We start from the raw sequence: 20,488 nt of genomic DNA, 5'->3' as shown, positions 1-20,488 counted from the left end.
AAGGGATACCTTAAGCTATGCGTCCGGCGTCCAACGATCATCAGGCTCATGCGCCAAAAAGCTAGGGCGCTGTTTGGGAGCAGCAAACGGAGCAACACAGCGATTATCCGGACGATTAAACACAAAGAATACATTGCTGCGGGGATCAGGCGACAAATTGGCATTAGACGCATGCAGCGTGTTGCAATCAAATAGCAGCAAGCCCCCTGCTTTACCTTTTGGCGCCTCGATACCATATTTTGCTACTAGCTGAGTCAGCGCTTCTGGGCTGGGCACGCCAACCTTCTGTGCTTTAAGCGAGCTTTTGTGGTTATCCTCCGGCGTTTCCCCCAAGCAGGGCACAAATTCCAAATGGGAGCCTGGAATCAGCATAAGCGGACCGTTAAATTCATGGTTGTCGGTCAAGATCAGTGATGCGCTAACAGCATGCATATTCGGCATGCCGTCTTCCGCGTGCCACGTCTCGAAATCCGAGTGCCAATTAAACCCTTTACCTGCAAAGCCTGGTTTATAGTTAATCCGTGACTGATGCACGTAAGGGTCATCACCAACAATCTGCCGGGCAGCCCCCGCTAAGCGCTCGTCACAGGCCAGTTGAGCTAATCGTTTAGAAAGCCTATGCACGGCAAACAGCGAACGAATATCGTGGCTTTCTGGCTCGGTAATGCTGAATTCCTGATCGCGATAGGCCTGATTATTCATTAATAATGTCATTTCATCGCGAAGTGCCTCCAGCTCTTCACCTGAAATGAGGTTTGGAATAAACAAAAAACCTTTGCGTTCAAACTCATCAAGCTGCGCTGAGGATAGTGGCCCTGATAAATTGCGACCTTTAACCACCGCATCGCGGCGCGCTTGCGTTAGCGAAGCTGGGGCTGCTGCTAGGCGCGTTGGGTAGTCATCTTTCACTACGCTACGTTGCGCCGACGGCATATCCAACATTTCACTATATTGCTTATAGGCAGTAATCGTTTTGAGAGCGTTGTTACTGACTGTCATCTAATCTACTCCTTGTATGATTAAATTTCAGACCGATAAAACATGTAGCGATTTTATTTAGTGCATAACACAGGCAGTAGGATAGCTAAGTAGTCAGCCCTTGCAACCCATATAACTTAATTTATAACATGTGTTATGAAACTTTTTCACCACCTCTTAAAAGACATAGCAACAACTTTTAAAAACCAATCCGGAAAACTATACCCACAAACAGAGTCACTATAAAAACTGGCATTTCTTTCACTCCCTTCGGACTAGAAAGCTTGATAGCGCTATGAGCTTTAGGAATTTTTCTATTCAAATGCCGCCATACAGTATGGCGGCACGGTAAATTTAGCCGCCCAACCCGATAGACCAATAGGCCCCAAAGCATCACCAGATGGCTCGGCGCTATGGAAAACTGAAACGCTTACCTCAGAGCCCTATTTGCAATAAAGGCAATGGCAACATAACTAATAATACTTTACTTACTCACATATCTTTCACACCAAATACTGCCCGCAAAAATTGATTCAATCAGCAGGTTATAAAAAAATACAAGAATTCGACTTACTACTTAAATAAAAACTTAAAAATGGGTGAGATAAAACATTCAACAAGTTATCTAACATAAGCCAAGGTAGAAAAAAATTAACGATCCGATTATGATTTCATGACGCAAACCTAGAGAAACGCTTTATGAAAAAATTATCCCTTATCGCATCCACTCTTATTATCCTGCTAGCGAGCGGGTGCCAATCACATTCAGCGCCACAGCAAGCAGCCAAGCCTGACGAAACGCTAACCAATACCTACTGGAAACTGGTCACGCTTGAAGGGCAACCCATCATCACCGCTGAGAACTTTCGCGAGCCTCATCTTGTGCTCCATGAAGAAAATACACGACTAGCTGGCTCAACTGGCTGCAATACCTTGATTGGCAGTTACCGTGTTGATGGTCAGCAGATAGCATTTGAACAAGTTGGCACCACGATGATGGCCTGCCCCGACACACAAATGCGTAACGAGCAGACAATGCTAAACGTTCTTAACAATGTAGACACTTGGCAAGTAGACGGTGGCTCCCTGTCACTTAAAAACGCCAATGGCAAACCAGTGGCAGTATTTGAGGCCGTGCATCTTTATTAGCCATCGATGTACAGGCAAGCTTACTTAATGAAAGCGCCCTCTTGTCGCTGCTGCTCTCTACGCGCAAGTATGTCGACAAATGCACGCACTTTCGCAGGACGAAAACGTGCGAATGGGAAAACGACATGTATGCCGCCGGAGGGCAGACGCCACTGGGGCAAAATATGTATAAGGCGCCCGGCGGCTATGTCGCCTGCAATGACATAATCCGGCAATACCGAGATTCCCGCACCAGCGTACAACGCTTCGCGTACCGCGAGTGTCGCATCAAGAAAAATTGAGGCGCGCACGTGGATGGTTCTGCGCTCCCCCTTACTGAGTGAAAATTCCCACTGCAATGGATGGGGCAGCGCTTTATTAGCAATGAACGGGAATTTCAATAATTCTTCCGGCTGTGAGAGCTGCGCCACCTCTTTTTCAAGGCTTGGCGATGCAACAAGAAATTGCCGAAAAGAGCCTATCTTCCTTGCTTGCACGCTTGTCTCTGTTAGCCAACCAACACGGATAGCCAGTTCGATATCTTCAGCCATTAGATCGACTTTTTGATCCCGCAGCGTGGCATCGACCCGGCAATCGGGATATTGCTGGGTATATGCAGCAATCGCCGGCACCACAAAGGTGACACCGTAATCGAAAGGGGCCGTCAACCGTAATGTGCCTGTCGGCTCCTGGGCTATTTCGCCTAACTCATCAAAAGCATCTTCAGCTTCACGGAGAATCAAGGCACAGCGTTGGTAAAACGCTTTTCCAGCGGAGGTAACCTGTACCGATCTCGTCGTACGCGTGAGGAGAGAGGTTCTAAACTCTTGTTCAAGACGTGCTACCTGCTGGCTAACCACCGCCTTGGTGATACCCAGACGCTCAGCGGCGGCCGTAAAAGACCCTGTTTCAACCACTGCCGCAAAGTAAGTTAAGCGCCGCAAGTTATTAAACCCAGCTAGCTTACTTTCATTGCGATTGTATGCTTTTTCCATACACACAATATGCTTCGTATGTATTTATCCGTCAATACAATCTCTTTAGCATGCGAGTCCATCATGTATAGAGAGATTCGACGATGAATAACACTTTGTATTACCTATTCGATCCTTTGTGTGGCTGGTGCTATGGCGCAACACCATCTGTTTCGGACGTGATCGCGGCAGACGATATAAACGTGGTGCTGTTACCCAGCGGCCTTTTCTCAGACGGTGGCGGAAGGCAAATGGATCAGGAGTTCGCGGCCTATGCCTGGAGTAACGATCAACGGATTGAGCGCCTAACGGGGCAACTATTCACTCAACTATATCGCGCTCAGGTGTTAAGCGATCATCATCAACGGTTTGATAGTAGTGCCGCTACGCTAGCGCTAACGGCAGTATCACTTACCGCACCCGCCAATGAGTTCGAGGCTTTAAAAGCAATCCAATACGCACGCTACGTACAGGGTCGTGACGTGACATCTCAAGTCACGTTGGTTGAAATTCTACAAAGACTTGAGCTGACCCAAGCGGCCGAGCTAATGACTGATGCCAATGAAACACTTATCCATTCCAATCGTTCTCGAATTTCACAGGCTCAAACGCTAATGCAGAAGCTTGACGTTCGAGGAGTGCCCACGTTCATCGCTCAGTCGAGTGAAAGCCTAAAGGTTGTTTCTACGAATGAGTTGTATACCAACCCCAGTGCGCTAGCCCAACAGATACGCGCGCTGTAACGCGCCAACTCAATCAATTGGCTCTCTAAACGAAATTGCAGAAGGAAGAAAAAATGGCTACTCGGCGTATGTTTTTAAAGTCGTTAACTGTCTTGGGATTATCCATTGCTATAAGCACTGGTAATCTAAGCGGCATAAAAAAGAGCCTCGCGTCTGATGACCAATTAAGTTGGCGGCATTTTCCTGCGGGAGAAAATGGCTTTTTCCGGGCGCCCGTATTGGTGACGGGAGCAACAGAGGCAGTATTAATTGACAGCAGCTTTACCTTATCTGATGGTCGTGCAATTGCCGAGGTAATCCAACAGAGCAGTAAGCAGCTAACCACTGTCTATATTAGCCAAAGCGATCCTGATTACTATTTTGGCCTTGGCGCGATACAAGCAGCATTTCCCGATGCTCGAGTTATCGCTGCCCCCGCCACAATTGATGCCATCAAGGGAAATGTAGAGAAAAAAATCTCTACCTGGTCACTCCAGCTCCAAGAAAACGGACCACAATCAGTTGATGAAATCGTTATGCCCGAGGCGTTTGATGGCCAGACATTGCAAGTCGATGGTCAAGACATTCAGATTGTTAACGTAGAGGGTTTGCCCAATCGTCGCTACCTCTGGGCTCCCTCCCTGGATGCTGTTTTTGGTGGTGTGCTGGTATTCTCAGACCTGCATGTGTGGACAGCAGACACCCCTACTGCTGAACAGCGAGCGGCTTGGGTACAAGCGCTTGATGAAATGGCAGCACGTTCTCCTAGGGTCGTTATACCCGGCCACATGCAACCTGACGCAGCGATTGATGCTTCCGCGATTCAATATACACGTGAGTACCTATTAGCATTTGAAGAAGAGCTCGCCAAAGCGAATAACAGCGATGAACTCATTGAAGCAATGACCCGTCGCTACCCAAATGCAAAGCTAAGTGTTGCACTTCAAATTGGCGCTAAGGTAGCTATGGGGGAAATGGACTGGGGATAGTCAGTTCTCTCTATAGTATAGAGGTGAACGATGACTAGCTTTCTGCAATGGCAGCTTGGTCAGCCAACTTGCAAGGTTCAGCTGTGAAAGCGCCCACGCTGTAGACACTTTATAAACACATACGAAAAAGCCGCCCTTTCGGACGGCTTAATCTAATTCTCTAACGCTCTGATTTTAACCACTTTAAAGTGGTGCCGACACCAGGAGTCGAACCCGGGACCTACTGATTACAAGTCAGTTGCTCTACCAACTGAGCTATGTCGGCGCTTCGCGTTTTCTTGAGAATATGATTGCTTCACTGTTAAGCTTCGCAATCAACAAGAAATCTTGTTGACAATGGCTGGGGTACCAGGATTCGAACCTGGGAATGCCGATACCAAAAACCGGTGCCTTACCACTTGGCGATACCCCAACGTTTGGTGGCCAGAGACGGAATCGAACCGCCGACACGGGGATTTTCAATCCCCTGCTCTACCAACTGAGCTATCTGGCCGCTGCCAACGGTGCGTATTAAACTAAAAACTCAGCTTTCCGTCAACACTTTCGTGAAACTTTCTTTCTAGTCACGTGCTTAGGGCACTTCTTTTCAGGGCTAAAAACGTGCAAAAGCCACGCCATCCGTGGGCTGCACCGAGTTTTACTCCTTACAGCCCCGCTACCTAAACGCTTACGCTTGGGTAGGCGGCACGTAACCTTCCGCTTGATCCGTAGCTTCGTTATTTAGAAAACGCTGCATTTGATCCATCAAATAGGCGCGTGCCTCGGGCTCTAACATGTTGAGGTGCTTTTCGTTGATCAAGCGCGTTTGCAACGACTGCCACTCTTCCCAGGCCTGCTTAGACACGGTGTCTTGAATCTCTTGGCCCTGCTTACCTGGCAGTGGTGGAAATGGCAGAGCGGGCAGCTCTTGTTGATACTTGCGGCAGAAAACGGTGTTGCTCATGAGATACTCCTTTTTGAATAACGCTGCGAATATAAAAGTAATAACGCGTGTGAGGTTAGCGTGACGGCCCTGGCGTTGGATCTAAGGAAAAAGGCGCCAGCTGGCTCAGTAACGATTTAACCGGCGCAGCCAAGCCGAGAGCAGGCGGTTCGTCAACGTCATACCAAACGCCGTCTTCTCTTACGCCGTTCAGCCTATCGCAACTGACCGGCTGAGGCGTAATCAATAGCCGAAAATGACTAAACGTATGTGTAAAGCTGGGCAGCGGTGCATGGCGTTCAGGGGACGTCACATGATCAGCCAGCCAATCGTTCAGTTCACCATGTTGCTCAAACTGGGGGAGGCTCCATAGGCCTCCCCACAGGCCGCTGGGTGGTCGTTGCTCTAACCATACCCGGCCTTGCCTGTCTCTTAACATCAGCATAATGGCTTCACGCGTAGGCAAAGCTTTTTTAGGCTTGGATTCGGGATAGCGTTGCGGTTCACCTTGGGCATAGGCACGGCATACGTCGCTAAACGGACAGATCAGGCAATCAGGTTTGCTGCGTTTACATAGCGTGGCGCCGAAATCCATAATGGCCTGGGTATAGTCGGCAAGGCGGGTATTGGGCGTGTAATACTCAGCCAGCGCCCATAGTGAGCGCTCTACTGCTGGCTTGCCTGGCCAGCCAGTAATGGCATGCAAGCGAGTCAGTGATCGTTTTACATTGCCATCTAAAATCGTGGCCTGCTGGCCAGCGCTTTGCGCGATGATCGCGCCAGCCGTGGAACGGCCTATACCTGGCAGCGCCATTAGCGCTTCGAGACTATCCGTTGGCAGCTCGCCCCCATGAGACGCTAACGCCACCTGGGCCGCTTTATGCAAATTACGGGCACGGGCGTAGTAACCCAACCCGGTCCAGAGATGCAGCACGTCGTCTTGGGGTGCGTTGGCCAATGCTTCTAACGTCGGAAAACGCATCATAAAGCGTTTGAAGTAGGGAATGACCGTAGCCACTTGGGTTTGCTGGAGCATGATTTCAGATACCCATACTCGGTAGGCACTTCGAGGCGACTGCCAAGGCAGGTCATGCCGGCCATACTGATCGAACCAAGTAAGCAAGCGGCGTTGAAACTCTTCAGCCGCAAGGCACGGCGTAAACATGTCGGCCATAGAATTTCCTTAAACAGTAAAACGGCACCCTGCAATTAGCCGTCAGTTGGCTTGACTATTATGTGACTAACTAACACGTAAAAAAGCGCCGGCGGTGAGGCCGGCGCGCTTATTGTATCGGTTCAAAACGTGTATGAATGCTCAATTAAATAGACGGCGAATTCCCTCGCGAAGTTCCTGACCAGCGCCTTCTCCTAGGCGTTCATCAATTTGATCAAGCGAATCTCCCAGCCGTTCCCCAAGCGCTTCTTCAAGATGGCCACCTGCTTCATTGCGTAGCAGGTCTACTACCGCTGCCTGGAAAGCCGAACGGTCAAATCGGCACCACTGAGTTTTATCATCGCCCACATGGCCTTCGCAGCGAACGGGAAGTGGCAACTGCTCTAAACGTGGGTTCACGTTACAGGCTGCATCTGCTGTGTCGACCAACCGGGCACTTGCTTCCGTCGTAAAATTCAGCGTATTGAGATTAAATTCGCCTTCACCTTGTACATCAATGCCAGGCAGGGTGATCAGCAAATCGTCGCTGTGTACTACACCATTACGCATCTGGAAGGTCGCGTCAAACTGTTCAAAGCGCGTATCAGGTTCCCAATCGCGCTGGGTGCTTTCGCCCTCTAGCTGCGCCACTATCTCGCACATTTGCTGAGAAATATTCGTTTGCAGAATCGCCCCGTCGCTCAACTGTGCAGTTAGCTCGCCGTTAAGATTATTGGTGAGCACGTCACGGCGATTGCCTTGAGTCGTCAGCGCGCCTTCCAGGTTAAAGCGGCCTCGTAATGGCGATGCCTCTTCACTAAAGGTTTCAATGAGCGGCGCGACCTGAACGTCACTGACACTTGGAGAAATCTGCCATTCCAGTACGTTTGTTGTCGCATCTAGACGGCCCGTTGAAGTAAGTTCGCCCTCATAAAAGCGCGACTCAAAGGCTGTCAATTGGTGTACTCCATTCTCTCCGCGCAAGCTTAGCGAAGTGTCATCGAACGTTAGCCCAGCCAGCACAAGCTGGTCGATGCTTAAGTCCCCCTCCAGCGATAGCGTACTCAGCCATTCCTGAGGTAATAGTGTTCTATCAGTTTGGGCGAAGGCTGAGCGCAGCAAGCCTCGACTAGCTTGTTGAGCGGTTTCCGGACCAGGTAGATAATGGTCAATATTCAGCTGGTCGCCTTCCAGATTAAAGGCGAGTCGAGTACCGTCCAGCGCGGCGGAAACATTACCCGTGAAGGTACTGTCGTCCACTACGAGAGAAAGGCGCGGTAGTGCAATACTCGTCATATCGCCTTCAATTGGGCTAGTCATCGCCACATCTCTCAGGGCACTTTCGTTGGCCGTATTGAGTGTAATACCCGCGCGCGATAACCAAGGCCGCAATGTAAAAGGCGCTGCGGTGAGCTGGCCGCTGTACTGAGGAGAGTCTAAAAACTTTTCGATATTGAGATGGCCACTGACTCTTAACCCATCAGGCCCGGTTAACTGAGCATCTTTAAACTGAGCAGTTTGCGCCGCAAAGTCGCTTTCCAAACCAAATGCCAACGAGACCGCAAGGCTACCCTGCCAGTTATCTGGGTGGCGTAAGCCCGCGTCAACGACACCCTCACGAATCGTAAGCTGTTGTTCACCCATTCGGGCAACTACTTCAGCTGCTTTCAAACTAAGCTGTTGCGGATCACTTTCTCCAGAGCGTCGCGTGCGGGTCGTCAACTGCATGTTTTCAAAAACCAACTGCTCGTCTTTTAAACCTAGACGAAGACGAGTATCGAGATTCACTTCGCTGGTCAGGTCGGGCGTGCGCTCCAACATTTCCGCATCTAAGCGATTATGCTTAGTTAATGTGAACATGGTTTTTAAAGGGAAAGAGCGTAACGGATTGACATTGGCGCCTGAAATATTGAGCGGCTGTACTCGCCAAAGCGCTTGGCTTTGCTCATCGCGGAAACGAATATCAGCATTTTTCACTTCTACACTGGCAATATTCAGCACCACCGACAAATTGCCAGCATCCGCGTTAGGACCAGCGCTTGCAGGGGCCAGTACCGTTTCCGCCGTTTCGTTACCTTGCTCAGCGAGGCGCTCCAGTAACGGCTGCCAATTACCTTCGCCCTGTTCATCCTTTTCAAGGTTCAAGCGCATGCCATCTAGGGTTAAGCCATCAACCGCGATTTCGCCACGTAATAAAGGAGCAAAGGCGACGCTAACTTCAGCCCGCTCAATGGCAGCAAACGCACTCTCGTTTTGAGCTTGCTCAGGCAACCATGCTTTTGCCTGCTCAACACTGACCCCTATACGCGGATAAAATGACCATGTGATTGGGCCTTCCAACGCTAAATTCAGGCCAGTTTGCTCCTCTACCACTGCGGTTAGCCGAGGCTTGAAATCTTCTGGGTCAAGAAAAGTAGTCACATACACCACTGCGGCAACGGCGACGATCGCTAAAATACCTACCGCAGCCAGCAAAATACGTAATAGCTGATTCATTGCCCTTTTCCTTGTGGGTCTAGCTCAACAAAACCACTGGTGATGGCATCATCCGGCTGTGCGGATGATTCATTGGCTGCGGGGCGATAACCAAGCTTGGAGAGCAATACTCGATCTGCTAACGGTAGCGACGACGTTTCGATGCGCAGCACACGCCCTTCTTGTTTTGCCTGCTCCCCTAACAGTGCCATTAGTCGCGTGCCCACACCACGCCGTCGGGTGGGTTTACGCACGCACAGTTCGGAGAGCCACCACGCGTGGTCTGATGCCTCTTTTATCGCCACCGCACCGAGCAGTCGATCGTTAAAATGTGCGCAGGCAAAAAAGTGCTGCCCTTTTAAATGTTGCTCAATAAAAGGGGTGACCGCTGGTGTAGGCATTCGCTCTTGAGGCGCGTCTTCATAGATACGTATTAGGTCAATACGCACCTGCTCCTCAGCTGCCCAACGGGCCTGGTCGACGTACTGCAGTGTCACCGGCATGGTGAAATCCTCTTTGCCAAAGCAGCAAGGCTGCTATTCTACCGCCAGCAAAGGCGGCTACCTTTCGCGCATTGTAGCGGATGGGGGCGCCGATTCACTATAATGGTCGCTTTTGGCACAGGTTATGCTTTGATCTAGCGGTGTTAACATTACCCGACGATCCACCAATATCCCCTCAGAGTGCGCATCAGCGCAGGAGATGCAACATGTCAGCGCGTATTGCCACGGTAAGCCGTGACACCAACGAAACGCAGATTACGGTCAGCGTCAACCTTGATGGCGAAGGCCGTCTCCGCAGCGACACCGGCGTTCCGTTTCTTGACCATATGCTTGATCAAGTAGCTCGTCATGGGATGGTGGATCTCGACATTGACGCAAAAGGCGATCTGCACATCGATGATCACCATACGGTTGAAGATCTAGGCATTACCCTAGGCCAAGCATTTCACCAAGCGATCGGCGATAAGCGTGGCATCTATCGCTACGGGCATGCTTACGTTCCTCTTGATGAAGCGTTGTCCCGTGTGGTCATCGACTTCTCCGGCCGTCCAGGCCTCTATATGAATGTCGACTTCACCCGCGATACCATTGGCCGAATGGATACCCAGCTGTTTTGGGAATTTTTCCAAGGCTTCGTCAACCATGCGCGCGTCACCCTGCATATTGACAATGTAAAAGGCTTTAATGCTCACCATCAGGCTGAGACTATATTTAAAGCGTTTGGCCGCGCGCTGCGCATGGCGGTGGCCGAAGACCCGCGTATGGCGGGACAAATGCCGTCTACCAAAGGAAGCCTATAATGCCGGGTATTGCAGCGAGTGGTAGCTCGCCAACGATCACAAGGAGCGCTTTATGACCATCGCGGTAATCGATTATGGAATGGGCAACCTGCACTCTGTGGCAAAAGCGCTTGAGCACGTCACCCACGAAAATGTGATTATTACTCGCGACCCTCGGCGTATTTTAGGTGCAACGCGCCTAGTACTCCCGGGCCAAGGGGCCATTCGGGACTGTGTAGGCGAACTGGAGCGTACCGAGCTGCGCGGCTTAGTCGATGACATCCTTACCCGCCAAGCGAAACCACTATTGGGTATTTGCGTGGGCCAGCAAATGCTGATGGAACGTAGTGAAGAGAACGGTGGCGTAGATTGCCTAGGCTTTTTCCATGGCAGCGTTGACCGTTTTCCGGCCAATATGCGCGATGACCACGAACAGCGCTTGAAAGTCCCGCACATGGGCTGGAACCTTGTGGCGCAACATCACAACCACCCGCTATGGTCAGGCATTGACGATAACGAACACTTCTATTTTGTACACAGCTACTACGTCAATGCCACTGACGACGCTCAAGTGTTTGGCACTACCCAGTACGGCAAGGTTTGCGCCCATGTAGCGATTGGCCGTGACGCCACCTTCGCTGTGCAGTTCCATCCTGAAAAAAGCTCCCGCGCGGGCCTTCGCCTGCTAGAAAATTTTGTCACCTGGACGCCCTGAGAGGTTTCACTATGTTGGTAATTCCCGCGATTGATCTCAAAGACGGCCAGTGTGTGCGTTTGAAGCAAGGCCGCATGGAAGACTCAACCTCCTACGGCGATGACCCTGTTGCCATGGCTGCTCGCTGGGTAGAAGCGGGTGCTCGCCGCCTGCACTTGGTTGACCTAAACGGCGCCTTTGAAGGCAAGCCGATGAACGGCGAGGCAGTCACCGCAATTGCGCGCGCCTATCCTGAGCTGCCCATCCAAATTGGCGGCGGCATCCGCTCAGCGGAAACCATAGAGCATTATTTAAATGCTGGGGTTTCTTACGTCATTATTGGCACCAAAGCGGTTAAAGAACCGAACTTCGTGGGCGAAATGTGTCGTGCGTTCCCAGGGCACATTATTGTTGGTCTGGATGCCAAAGATGGCTATGTGGCCACCGATGGCTGGGCGGAAGTATCTACGTTGAAGGCGACCGAGCTCGCCAAGCGCTTTGCCAATGACGGCGTTTCCAGCATTGTCTATACCGACATTGCCCGCGATGGCATGATGCAAGGCGTCAATGTAGAAGCCACGGCTGCGCTAGCCCGTGAAGGTGGCTTACCGGTGATTGCTTCCGGCGGCGTCACCAATTTAGATGATATTCGTGCGCTGTGTGATGTCGCTGACAGCGGCATTCTAGGCGCCATTACCGGCCGCGCGATCTATGAAGGCAGCCTCGATGTGGCAGAAGCTCAGCGCTTGAGCGACCAGCTTCGCGGAGGCGACAAATGAGTCTAGCGAAACGCATTATCCCTTGCTTAGATGTCGATGCCGGACGCGTGGTGAAAGGCGTTAACTTTGTTGGCATCCGTGATGCAGGCGACCCGGTCGAAATTGCCCAGCGCTATAACCAGCAGGGTGCCGATGAAATCACCTTCCTCGACATTACCGCCAGCCATGAAAACCGTGACACAACGGTCGACATGGTAGAGCGCATTGCCGGTGAAGTATTTATTCCCCTCACCGTAGGGGGAGGCATCCGCAGCTGCGATGATATTCGTACGATGCTGAATGCAGGGGCTGATAAGGTCTCCATCAATACCGCCGCGGTGACCAACCCTGAGTTTGTTCGCGAAGCCGCCGAGCGCTTTGGTAGCCAATGTATTGTGGTGGCGATCGACGCTAAGAAGGTGTCTAAAGAAGGCGAACCTCCTCGCTGGGAAATATTTACTCATGGTGGACGTCGACCAACGGGACTGGATGCCATCGAGTGGGCCAAAAAGATGGTCGAGTTTGGCGCTGGCGAGCTATTGCTAACCAGCATGGATCGCGATGGCACCAAAGTAGGGTTCGATCTGGGGGTTACCCACGCTATTTCTGAAGCCGTTAGCGTGCCAGTGATTGCTTCTGGCGGGGTGGGCAATTTGGATCACTTAGTAGACGGCGTACTCAAAGGTGGTGCCGATGCGGTATTGGCAGCAAGCATCTTCCACTTTGGTGAATATACGATACCAGAAGCCAAACGCTACATGGCGGAACGCGGCATCGAAATGCGCCTTTAGCGAAAACGCTTAGCAAAAGCCCTTCCCTCAGGAGCAGTTACATGCCTCGTTATTATCAATGGGCAGGAGGGATAGCAGGGATATGGCTGAGCACTACCGTCTCAGCCTTTTCCTTGCCTGATTGGCCTCCCAGCTTAGAGCTCGATCACACACTGGTGCAAACCAGTTTGCTAACGCGCCACTTCGACCCGGACCCTGACCATACTAATCAGCAAAAACTGGTGGGCATTGAACTCCATAATCCAGACCGCTGGTTAGCAGGGACGGCATGGTTTAAAAATTCATTTGATCAACCAACCTGGTATTTTTATGCAGGGCGTGAATTCCCCCTTTGGCAATTTGCCGAAGAGATCAATGTACGCGCCAAGCTAACTGGCGGGCTACTACACGGTTATAAAGGTGAATATCGCGACAAGATTCCCTTTAACCATTTAGACACAGCGCCTGTACTGCTACCCAGCATTGGCGTGCAATGGGGGCGCGTAGAATCGGACCTCATCATCTTCGGCACCGCCGGCATGATGGTGACGGCGGGCCTGCGGTTTTAACCAGTTTCGACAGTTACTCCTCGCCCTCGTCTAAGGTTAAACCAAGATTACTGATGCCGTTATTACGTCCTAATTGACGAATTTCCCTTAGGGAGGCTTTATTAATTGGCTCGCTCACGGCATCCAAAACAGCATCCTGGAAATCATTTTCGTCGGCCATCAAGGGATGGTCGCGAATGATCAACGCAAGTGCCTGGGCATCTTCTTCACCTTCCGTTAGTTCGATAAAAGCACGAACGCCCGCCCGCGAGGTGCGACTGACATCTAACACGGCTTCAGACGACTCCCCCAGCAGCGTGTCCAGCAGTGCGGATACCGACACAACAGCATCTAACGCACGGCGCGCTCCAAAGCTCTCATCATCTTCAGGGGGTTCACATTCAGCCAGTTTTTCCGCTTGCCGAGCAAAGTCTATGCTCGCATTCGAAACGCTCAGCCGTTCCCACACCAGGCTCAGCACAGTACGCAGTGTATGCTCGTCACCTAACCCCGTGGTTTGTTGATAAAGCGCGTAGTTAGGTAGCAGACGTTCACACAAAGCTGCCATAAACGCTTGCTGAGCGGGCAACGGCAACTGTTGAAGCCGTTGGTAAAATCCTAGGGGTTTAGCCACCATGCTGATTTCCTGGGTCACAATATTGGTGAAATGAACGCGATACGTTATCGTCGCACAAACGCGGCAGGAGATCCCTATCGCGTTATTAACATCGGCCGGCGAGGAGATTACCATGCATATCCATCTGCTACAGCACGGCCCTGACCATGGTCCCGCTCGTCTAACTGACTGGCTTGAGAGTATGGGCCATAGTTACACCGTTTTTCATCTTTATGCGGGCGAGCTAACCCCACGACCAGGTGAGTGCGACGCGCTAATACTACTGGATGGCCCTGAACGTCTAGTGAATGACCCACCCGACTGGTTTAAAGCCGAACGCAAGCTGATCAATCGCTACCTGGATGGGCAAAAACCATTATTGGGTATTGGCGTGGGCGCACTGTGGATAGCGGAGGCGCTGGATGCCGTTATTGCCCCAGGTACCTACCCTGAAGTTGGCTGGCACCAAATAACACTTGCCCCAGAAAGCACCTTTGACCTACCCGAACAATTTGAGGCATTTATGAGACACCGGCTAGTGTTTAGCTTACCGGAAAGCGCACTACCGCTAGGCGGCAGCGCAGCAGCACCACTGCAAGGTTTTTCGTGGGACGCCGGGCGTGTCGTCGGTTTGCTGTGTCATTTCGAAGCGACGGCTGCCAGCGTATCACCACTGCTCAATGCCGATGAATGGCCACAGCCTAAAACCGCTGCAGCAGGACGCTTTATACAAACCAATGAACAGATCCTAGCAGATGCTGGGCGCTTCCATCAGTTAGCTCCGCTACTAGACCGTGTGATGACCCAGTGGCTGAAAGCAGCATAATCGATAACCAATACGACGCCGCTAAGCGCTCCATTGCCTAGCGGCTTCCAAGCAGCTCTCCCAATCGCCAACATGCAGCTCCACAGGGCGATTATCTCGCTGCTTTTCAAGGTGATAGCGATAAAGTGGGTCGTAATACTCGGTCAATAGCGGCGCAAGCCATGCTTCGTGGGCTTGAATATTCCCTAGGGCATGAGCATCAAACGCCATGCCTTGTAAGCGCTGTAGACGTTGCAATCGGGCATTGCCTAAGCGTTTCGCCAAACGCTGCAAGGCATTGGCTAATTGAAGTCGCATACGTTGCCAGCCCTCTTGCTGACCATAACGGGCAGTGTAGCGCTGTTCTAGGGCTTCGATATAGTCACGGCGCAACTGCTCTAACCGCCAATCCAGGGGCATCTCAATGCGTATTCGCGGCGCACGTTGTAGGGCATGCCAGAACGTCAGCGGGATATTGGCATTACCGATTTGCCGCGACTCATCTTCTACCACTAAGCTTCCCGTCAGCCCAATTAAGCGCTTAGCCAAGGCATGCTCAAAATTAATTTGTGTTGTCGGTTCTTCCGGCTGCCTCCCAAAAGCCGACCCTTTATGGTTGGCAAACGCCTCCAGATCAACGCCGTTACTCAATTGATTAATTAACGTCGTTTTCGCACAGCCTGTCAGCCCCGCCACGACCAGCATCGGTTGGCTGGCAGCCTCATCAATGCGCTGACATAGCCGTTGTCGCATCGCCTTCCAGCCACCATCAATGCGCGGCCTGTTGATGCCTGCATCAGCAAGCCATTGCTGGGCAATTTGCGAACGCAGTCCTCCGCGAAAACAGTAGACAATAGCGTCTGGTTGACGCGCTACGTATCCCAACCACGCGTCAACGCGTGCTCGCTTAGTATCACCGCTGACTAAACGTTCACCTAATCCGATTGCCGCCTGTTGTCCGTGTTGTTTATAAGCAATGCCCACTTGATGGCGCTCACCATCAACCATTAACGGTAAATTAACCGCACCAGGCAAACTGCCCTGAACAAATTCAACCGGGGCGCGCACATCAATCAGCGGTGTTTTTTGCGCGATTAAACTCAAGGATGCCGGAACAGTCGCTAGCATCAACCAATAACCTCAATCAAAACATCGCCTTGAGCTGCCTTCAGAGTCCCAAACGGTACCAAGTTAAGGCTGTGTTCGCGACCAATACGCTCTACATCATCTTCCCAGGCAGGGTCGACGCTGATCAGCAAACCGCCTGATGTCTGAGGATCACACAGCCATTGCCAGTGAGCGTCGTCCATCACTGGCAACGCTTTACCAAGAGCTTCGCGGTTGCGTAGCGAACCTCCGGGGACAGCGCCCTGCCGACGGTAAGCTTCGGCTTCGGCTAAACGGGGTAAGCGGCGAAAATCAATCTGCGCCATCACACCACTTGCGCTGCACATTTCAGCAAGGTGTCCAGCAAGGCCAAAACCGGTGACATCTGTCATCGCGTTAACGCCTTTCACTTTAGCTAACTCAACACCGATATGATTGGGCTTAAGCATCGTTTCACGGGCAAGGCCATGGTGCCCAGCCTCTAATAAGCCACGCTTTTCGGCTGTGGTTAGTAGCCCTACGCCAAGTGGCTTGGTTAGGAATAACAGGTCACCAGGCTTGGCTTGGCTGTTGAGCTTTAACTGCGCTAAATCGACTAACCCATTGACTGCCAAACCAAACATCGGCTCAGGAGCATCGATCGAGTGACCGCCCGCTAACGCTACCCCTAGCTCACGACAAACAGCCTGGGCACCGGCAACAACATCTCCCGCGATCTCTGCGCTGAGTTTATCCAGCGGCCAACCTAAAATCCCCAATGCCATAACCGGCGTGCCGCCCATGGCATACACATCGCTAATCGCGTTAGTGGCAGCAATACGACCAAAATCAAAGGGATCATCGACAATCGGCATAAAGAAGTCGGTGGTCGCAATCATGCCGCGGCCGTCACCCAAATCATACACCGCTGCGTCTTCGCGCCCCTTGTTCCCGACAATGAGCTGCTTATGGCCTGCAGCAGGGCCAGCTTTGGCAAGAATCCCATCCAGTACATCTGGTGCAATTTTGCAACCGCAACCCGCTCCGTGACTATATTGGGTTAACCGAATTGCACTCATGGCGCCTCTCCTTAGTCTTAACACTTTTCCTTAGCATAGCTTACGCTAAAGCGCTTCCAGGGCATCGCTCAGTTTATCGACAGGAATAACCTCCATCCCCTTCGGGGCCTGCTTGGGTGCGTTGCCGCGCGGAACAATGGCTTTCAAAAAGCCGTGCTTAGCCGCTTCAGCAATACGCTCTTGCCCACTGGGCACTGGTCGAATTTCTCCTGAAAGCCCCACTTCGCCAAACACCACTAGCTCTTTTGGCAATGCGCGATTTTGCAGACTGGACACCACGGCTAACAGCACCGCTAAGTCAGCACTGGTTTCGAGCACTTTCACCCCACCCACCACGTTAAGGAAGACATCTTGATCACCGGTAAATAGACCACCGTGGCGATTTAATACGGCTAGCAGCATGGCAAGCCGGTTTTGATCGACGCCCACGGCAACGCGGCGAGGATTACCCAGAGCAGACTCGTCGACCAATGCCTGTACTTCCACGAGAATCGGCCGAGTGCCCTCCCACACCACCATCACCAAGCTACCGGGTGCCTGCTCTTCTTGGCGTGAGAGGAAAATTGCGCTGGGGTTTTTAACTTCTTTCAACCCCTGCTCAAGCATTGCAAATACACCCAGCTCATTCACCGCGCCGAAGCGGTTTTTTTGGCCGCGGAGCGTTCTAAATCGTGAGTCAGCTCCGCCCTCTAATAGCAACGAAGCATCAATCATATGCTCCAGCACTTTAGGTCCCGCCAGCGTGCCATCTTTGGTCACATGCCCAACCAGTAAAAGAACTGTGTTCGTTTGCTTAGCAAAGCGTGTCAGCGCTGCCGCAGATTCCCTTACCTGGGCCACGCCCCCCGGCGCAGAGCTGATATCTTCCAGGTGCATGGTCTGGATGGAGTCAATCACCAGAATCTCTGGCTTCTCCCGTTCAGACACTGCCAAGATGGTTTCCACGCTAGTCTCGGCCAACATTTTCAAGCCATTAGTAGGCAGCTGTAAGCGGTGGGCACGCATGGCGACTTGGGAAAGCGACTCTTCCCCAGTGACATATAGAATACGCCGCTGCTGGGCAAGCTTGCAGGCGGTTTGCAGCAGCAGTGTCGATTTACCAGCGCCTGGATTCCCCCCCAGCAATACAGCAGAACCCGGCACTAAGCCTCCACCCAGCACACGATCAAACTCGGCAAAGGTTGAAGTGAGGCGAGGAACCTCACTGAGATCCACATTGCCAAGATCCACCACATCTCGCGATAGGTCTCCGGCATAGCCCGCTCGTCCTGTCGCAGCACTACCTCCAGGCCGCGCACTGGCCAAACGAATCTCACTTAGCGTGTTCCACTCCTGGCAGCTGGAGCACTGGCCTTGCCACTTTCGATACTCTGCACCGCACTCGGTGCATACAAAGGCACTCTTCGCTTTCGCCACCGCCCTATTGCTCCTGTTGATATCTTGATGTCGCCACTGAGCGTTATGCCTCAGCTGACTAGAAATGCAAAAGGCGGCCAATGGCCGCCTTTTAGCGTCGCTTCACACTTTATTGACGCTGTAACTGCAGCATCTCACCATTCTCGAAACGGCGACGCTCTGGGTCGATCAGCTCCAACGTGCGATCACTGATGCGCAGGAAGTAGTAAATCTGACCATCGCCATTCGGCGTTAATTCATAGACAGTCGCCGATGGATCAGACGGTGTGCCTGTCAGCACTTCCCAGTTACCTGCATAATTTTCGTCTGGCGGTGTTTGTGGATGATTACGATAAGTGGCGTTTAACGTGAACGTCCGTTCTTCAGGAGCACTCATTTCTTCGCCTATCATCGTCACATCCAAGTCGATACCATCGCAGTTACGGCAAGGTAGCGTACCTTGGTAATTGACTTGAGAAGCGGTCATTCCTGCATCTTCACTCTGGCCCGTCGGGCCAGCTGCACAGCCCGCCAGCAGTGCCAACATAGCCGAGCCGGCTAGCAAACTCCTAAATTGCATTGAGTGTCTCCTTATCGTGTTGGACATACATTTCTTTCGCGCGCTTATGACAGCATAACCGCTACAAGGTGCGACGCCCACCCCCTAGCTTACTTGAATGCTTGCGCTCGGGCGGTCATCGGGTGACCATGGGGTATTAACATTAGGATAATCAGGTTACCCGCATGAGCCAATACTGGAGTCCAGCTGTTCGGGAGCTTACCCCCTATGTGCCAGGTGAGCAGCCCCGTGAACAGGTTATTAAACTCAATACCAATGAAAACCCTTATCCACCCGCACCTGGGGTGAGCAAAGCGCTACGCAATTATGCCACCGATCATTTGCGCTTGTATCCTGACCCTACCTCTTACGCATTGCGTACAGCGCTGGCAGAAAGCTATGGGGTTAGCGTCGCCGAGACCTTCGTCGGCAATGGCTCGGATGAAGTGCTCGCGTTTGCGTTCCAGGCCTTTTTCTGCCATGACGCAGCGCTGGATGTCCCTTCAATCACCTATAGCTTCTACCCTGTTTATGCCAATCTTTATGGCGTCACGCTCCGTAAACACCCGCTAAATGCTCAGTGGGAAGTGGACATTGATGCCCTGGCGAGCGCATCAGAGCGCAGCGGTGTTATTTTTGCCAACCCAAACGCGCCAACTGGACACGCGCACTCCCTCGAAACCATTGAGGCTCTGCTTAAGCGCGTGACAAACCGGGTGGTATTAATTGATGAGGCTTATGTTGATTTCGGCGCAGAAAGCGCTGTCGCCTTAATTAACCGCTACCCTAATCTACTCGTCACGGGAACGTTCTCGAAATCACGTAGTTTGGCGGGGTTACGCTTGGGCTATGCCATTGGCTCCCCCGAGCTGATTGATGGACTGCAGCGGGTCAAAGACTCGTTTAACTCCTATCCCGTTGATAGTCTCGCAAGCCTCATCGGCATTGAAGCTCTTAAGGATGAAGAGCATTTTAACGCCTGCCGCAATAATGTGATCACAACGCGAGAGCGCACACGCCAGCGTCTTGAGCAACTAGGCTTTGAAGTGCTGCCGTCAAAAGCCAACTTCGTGCTTGCTCAACATCCTAACATTGAAGGCGCTCAACTATTTGCAGGCCTCCGCGAGCGAGGAGTGTTGGTGCGTCACTTTAATACCGATGCACTCAACAACTTCTTGCGCATCACCATCGGTACAGATGATGAGATGGATAGTTTAGTAGAGGCACTGGAAGCAATCTGCCGCTAGTTTTTGCCGTTCCATGCATCAAGATCCTCAGTGCACGAGGCTCTAAGGGATTTTTCAGACAGTCCATAACCAATATCACCAACAAAAAACCCCAGCTTCAGTTGAAGCTGGGGTTTTTCTTGATAGGAGCCTGACGAAGCCCTCCGCGCCGCCCTCGTCATTCCCGCAGGCCCTTAGCGGGAATCCATGTTGGGCTGGGGTTTCGGGCTGCTGTAGGCCAAGGTGGATTCCCGATCACCCCACTCGGGAATGACGTGTGGTGGCTCGGGAATGACGGTGCGGAGACCTGGGAACGATTTTCTTTCGCA

General features: G+C 51.9%; 21 protein-coding genes and 3 tRNA genes. 10 read left to right on the top strand and 14 right to left on the bottom strand.

The features are described from left to right. Positions 1-15 precede the first annotated feature (15 nt). Positions 16-999: an ectoine hydroxylase gene (thpD, locus tag HVE01_RS13890; RefSeq protein WP_146944784.1), complete on the bottom strand. Its 984-nt coding sequence runs from the start codon at positions 997-999 to the stop codon at positions 16-18. 678 nt (positions 1,000-1,677) lie between these two features. Here thpD and HVE01_RS13885 point away from each other — a divergent pair. Continuing rightward, a complete protein-coding gene (locus tag HVE01_RS13885) occupies positions 1,678-2,127 on the top strand; it encodes an META domain-containing protein (RefSeq protein WP_146944782.1) in 450 nt (149 codons plus the stop codon). 20 nt (positions 2,128-2,147) lie between these two features. On the opposite strand, the gene HVE01_RS13880 is transcribed toward HVE01_RS13885, so the two are convergent. Beyond that, positions 2,148-3,101, bottom strand: a complete 954-nt coding sequence (locus HVE01_RS13880; protein WP_125751540.1) for a LysR family transcriptional regulator — start codon at positions 3,099-3,101, stop codon at positions 2,148-2,150. Positions 3,102-3,184: 83 nt separating this feature from the next. Here HVE01_RS13880 and HVE01_RS13875 point away from each other — a divergent pair, with 83 nt between their 5' ends. Then, on the top strand, positions 3,185-3,823 hold the full coding sequence (locus HVE01_RS13875) for a DsbA family protein (RefSeq protein WP_125751543.1): 639 nt from the start codon (positions 3,185-3,187) through the stop codon (positions 3,821-3,823). A gap of 53 nt (positions 3,824-3,876) precedes the next feature. Beyond that, complete coding sequence (locus HVE01_RS13870) at positions 3,877-4,791, top strand: MBL fold metallo-hydrolase (protein ID WP_146944780.1); 915 nt, start codon at positions 3,877-3,879, stop codon at positions 4,789-4,791. A gap of 189 nt (positions 4,792-4,980) precedes the next feature. Here the strand turns inward: HVE01_RS13870 and HVE01_RS13865 are convergent. The 7 genes from HVE01_RS13865 to HVE01_RS13835 form a co-directional block, all read right to left on the bottom strand. Beyond that, a tRNA-Thr gene (locus HVE01_RS13865) sits at positions 4,981-5,056 on the bottom strand. Positions 5,057-5,128: 72 nt separating this feature from the next. Next, a tRNA-Gln gene (locus tag HVE01_RS13860) sits at positions 5,129-5,203 on the bottom strand. Between the two features lie 5 nt (positions 5,204-5,208). Then, positions 5,209-5,284, bottom strand: a tRNA-Phe gene (locus HVE01_RS13855). Between the two features lie 174 nt (positions 5,285-5,458). Then, positions 5,459-5,734, bottom strand: coding sequence for an oxidative damage protection protein (locus HVE01_RS13850; RefSeq protein WP_125751558.1), 276 nt, complete (start codon positions 5,732-5,734; stop codon positions 5,459-5,461). A 55-nt stretch (positions 5,735-5,789) separates the two neighbouring features. Continuing rightward, positions 5,790-6,887, bottom strand: a complete 1,098-nt coding sequence (mutY, locus tag HVE01_RS13845; protein ID WP_146944778.1) for an A/G-specific adenine glycosylase — start codon at positions 6,885-6,887, stop codon at positions 5,790-5,792. Positions 6,888-7,028: 141 nt separating this feature from the next. After that, positions 7,029-9,362: an AsmA family protein gene (locus HVE01_RS13840; RefSeq protein ID WP_146944776.1), complete on the bottom strand. Its 2,334-nt coding sequence runs from the start codon at positions 9,360-9,362 to the stop codon at positions 7,029-7,031. Continuing rightward, the gene (locus tag HVE01_RS13835) at positions 9,359-9,844 is read right to left on the bottom strand and encodes a GNAT family N-acetyltransferase (RefSeq protein ID WP_125751567.1); all 486 of its coding nucleotides are present in this window, start codon (positions 9,842-9,844) and stop codon (positions 9,359-9,361) included. Before HVE01_RS13835 ends, HVE01_RS13840 begins: the two co-directional genes overlap by 4 nt. A gap of 206 nt (positions 9,845-10,050) precedes the next feature. On the opposite strand from HVE01_RS13835, the gene hisB reads away from it, so the two are divergent. The 5 genes from hisB to HVE01_RS13810 are packed head-to-tail and all read left to right on the top strand — an operon-like array spanning position 10,051 to position 13,414. Beyond that, entirely contained in the window at positions 10,051-10,644 is a 594-nt protein-coding gene (gene hisB / locus HVE01_RS13830; RefSeq protein ID WP_009724907.1) for an imidazoleglycerol-phosphate dehydratase HisB, read from the top strand. A 52-nt stretch (positions 10,645-10,696) separates the two neighbouring features. Then, positions 10,697-11,338 carry an imidazole glycerol phosphate synthase subunit HisH gene (gene hisH, locus HVE01_RS13825; RefSeq protein ID WP_125751573.1) on the top strand — a complete coding sequence of 214 codons (642 nt, stop codon included), beginning with the start codon at positions 10,697-10,699 and terminating at the stop codon, positions 11,336-11,338. A gap of 11 nt (positions 11,339-11,349) precedes the next feature. Then, positions 11,350-12,096 carry a 1-(5-phosphoribosyl)-5-[(5-phosphoribosylamino)methylideneamino]imidazole-4-carboxamide isomerase gene (gene hisA / locus HVE01_RS13820; RefSeq protein WP_125751578.1) on the top strand — a complete coding sequence of 249 codons (747 nt, stop codon included), beginning with the start codon at positions 11,350-11,352 and terminating at the stop codon, positions 12,094-12,096. Then, positions 12,093-12,866: an imidazole glycerol phosphate synthase subunit HisF gene (gene hisF, locus HVE01_RS13815; protein WP_038478299.1), complete on the top strand. Its 774-nt coding sequence runs from the start codon at positions 12,093-12,095 to the stop codon at positions 12,864-12,866. Before hisA ends, hisF begins: the two co-directional genes overlap by 4 nt. A gap of 41 nt (positions 12,867-12,907) precedes the next feature. Next, complete coding sequence (locus HVE01_RS13810; protein ID WP_125751581.1) at positions 12,908-13,414, top strand: hypothetical protein; 507 nt, start codon at positions 12,908-12,910, stop codon at positions 13,412-13,414. 13 nt (positions 13,415-13,427) lie between these two features. Here HVE01_RS13810 and HVE01_RS13805 read toward each other — a convergent pair whose 3' ends face one another. Continuing rightward, positions 13,428-14,030, bottom strand: coding sequence for a YjaG family protein (locus HVE01_RS13805; RefSeq protein WP_146944854.1), 603 nt, complete (start codon positions 14,028-14,030; stop codon positions 13,428-13,430). Between the two features lie 112 nt (positions 14,031-14,142). Here HVE01_RS13805 and HVE01_RS13800 point away from each other — a divergent pair, with 112 nt between their 5' ends. Then, the gene (locus HVE01_RS13800; protein ID WP_146944774.1) at positions 14,143-14,835 is read left to right on the top strand and encodes a type 1 glutamine amidotransferase; all 693 of its coding nucleotides are present in this window, start codon (positions 14,143-14,145) and stop codon (positions 14,833-14,835) included. Positions 14,836-14,856: 21 nt separating this feature from the next. On the opposite strand, the gene mnmH is transcribed toward HVE01_RS13800, so the two are convergent. From mnmH to HVE01_RS13780, 4 genes are all read right to left on the bottom strand, one after another. Then, on the bottom strand, positions 14,857-15,942 hold the full coding sequence (mnmH, locus tag HVE01_RS13795) for a tRNA 2-selenouridine(34) synthase MnmH (protein WP_146944772.1): 1,086 nt from the start codon (positions 15,940-15,942) through the stop codon (positions 14,857-14,859). After that, positions 15,942-16,979: a selenide, water dikinase SelD gene (gene selD, locus HVE01_RS13790; protein ID WP_125751590.1), complete on the bottom strand. Its 1,038-nt coding sequence runs from the start codon at positions 16,977-16,979 to the stop codon at positions 15,942-15,944. The genes mnmH and selD overlap by 1 nt, the downstream gene beginning before the upstream one ends. 45 nt (positions 16,980-17,024) lie before the next feature. Then, the gene (gene radA / locus HVE01_RS13785; protein WP_125751593.1) at positions 17,025-18,395 is read right to left on the bottom strand and encodes a DNA repair protein RadA; all 1,371 of its coding nucleotides are present in this window, start codon (positions 18,393-18,395) and stop codon (positions 17,025-17,027) included. 109 nt (positions 18,396-18,504) lie between these two features. Continuing rightward, entirely contained in the window at positions 18,505-18,954 is a 450-nt protein-coding gene (locus tag HVE01_RS13780) for a copper resistance protein NlpE N-terminal domain-containing protein (protein WP_125751595.1), read from the bottom strand. 164 nt (positions 18,955-19,118) lie between these two features. On the opposite strand from HVE01_RS13780, the gene hisC reads away from it, so the two are divergent. Continuing rightward, positions 19,119-20,180, top strand: a complete 1,062-nt coding sequence (hisC, locus tag HVE01_RS13775) for a histidinol-phosphate transaminase (RefSeq protein ID WP_146944770.1) — start codon at positions 19,119-19,121, stop codon at positions 20,178-20,180. Positions 20,181-20,488: the final 308 nt, after the last annotated feature.

The sequence above is a fragment of the Vreelandella venusta genome, from assembly GCF_007989605.1.
GTDB classification, from domain to species: domain Bacteria; phylum Pseudomonadota; class Gammaproteobacteria; order Pseudomonadales; family Halomonadaceae; genus Vreelandella; species Vreelandella venusta.
The sequence above is the reverse complement of the archived record's forward strand: the minus strand, read 5'-3'. Positions and strand labels throughout refer to the sequence as shown.

Coding starts and splice junctions, on each gene's coding strand:
- thpD (WP_146944784.1), bottom strand. CDS start 999: ATGACAGTCAGTAACAACGCTCTCAAAACGATTACTGCCTATAAGCAA.
- HVE01_RS13885 (WP_146944782.1), top strand. CDS start 1,678: ATGAAAAAATTATCCCTTATCGCATCCACTCTTATTATCCTGCTAGCG.
- HVE01_RS13880 (WP_125751540.1), bottom strand. CDS start 3,101: ATGGAAAAAGCATACAATCGCAATGAAAGTAAGCTAGCTGGGTTTAAT.
- HVE01_RS13875 (WP_125751543.1), top strand. CDS start 3,185: ATGAATAACACTTTGTATTACCTATTCGATCCTTTGTGTGGCTGGTGC.
- HVE01_RS13870 (WP_146944780.1), top strand. CDS start 3,877: ATGGCTACTCGGCGTATGTTTTTAAAGTCGTTAACTGTCTTGGGATTA.
- HVE01_RS13850 (WP_125751558.1), bottom strand. CDS start 5,734: ATGAGCAACACCGTTTTCTGCCGCAAGTATCAACAAGAGCTGCCCGCT.
- mutY (WP_146944778.1), bottom strand. CDS start 6,887: ATGGCCGACATGTTTACGCCGTGCCTTGCGGCTGAAGAGTTTCAACGC.
- HVE01_RS13840 (WP_146944776.1), bottom strand. CDS start 9,362: ATGAATCAGCTATTACGTATTTTGCTGGCTGCGGTAGGTATTTTAGCG.
- HVE01_RS13835 (WP_125751567.1), bottom strand. CDS start 9,844: ATGCCGGTGACACTGCAGTACGTCGACCAGGCCCGTTGGGCAGCTGAG.
- hisB (WP_009724907.1), top strand. CDS start 10,051: ATGTCAGCGCGTATTGCCACGGTAAGCCGTGACACCAACGAAACGCAG.
- hisH (WP_125751573.1), top strand. CDS start 10,697: ATGACCATCGCGGTAATCGATTATGGAATGGGCAACCTGCACTCTGTG.
- hisA (WP_125751578.1), top strand. CDS start 11,350: ATGTTGGTAATTCCCGCGATTGATCTCAAAGACGGCCAGTGTGTGCGT.
- hisF (WP_038478299.1), top strand. CDS start 12,093: ATGAGTCTAGCGAAACGCATTATCCCTTGCTTAGATGTCGATGCCGGA.
- HVE01_RS13810 (WP_125751581.1), top strand. CDS start 12,908: ATGCCTCGTTATTATCAATGGGCAGGAGGGATAGCAGGGATATGGCTG.
- HVE01_RS13805 (WP_146944854.1), bottom strand. CDS start 14,030: ATGGTGGCTAAACCCCTAGGATTTTACCAACGGCTTCAACAGTTGCCG.
- HVE01_RS13800 (WP_146944774.1), top strand. CDS start 14,143: ATGCATATCCATCTGCTACAGCACGGCCCTGACCATGGTCCCGCTCGT.
- mnmH (WP_146944772.1), bottom strand. CDS start 15,942: ATGCTAGCGACTGTTCCGGCATCCTTGAGTTTAATCGCGCAAAAAACA.
- selD (WP_125751590.1), bottom strand. CDS start 16,979: ATGAGTGCAATTCGGTTAACCCAATATAGTCACGGAGCGGGTTGCGGT.
- HVE01_RS13780 (WP_125751595.1), bottom strand. CDS start 18,954: ATGCAATTTAGGAGTTTGCTAGCCGGCTCGGCTATGTTGGCACTGCTG.
- hisC (WP_146944770.1), top strand. CDS start 19,119: ATGAGCCAATACTGGAGTCCAGCTGTTCGGGAGCTTACCCCCTATGTG.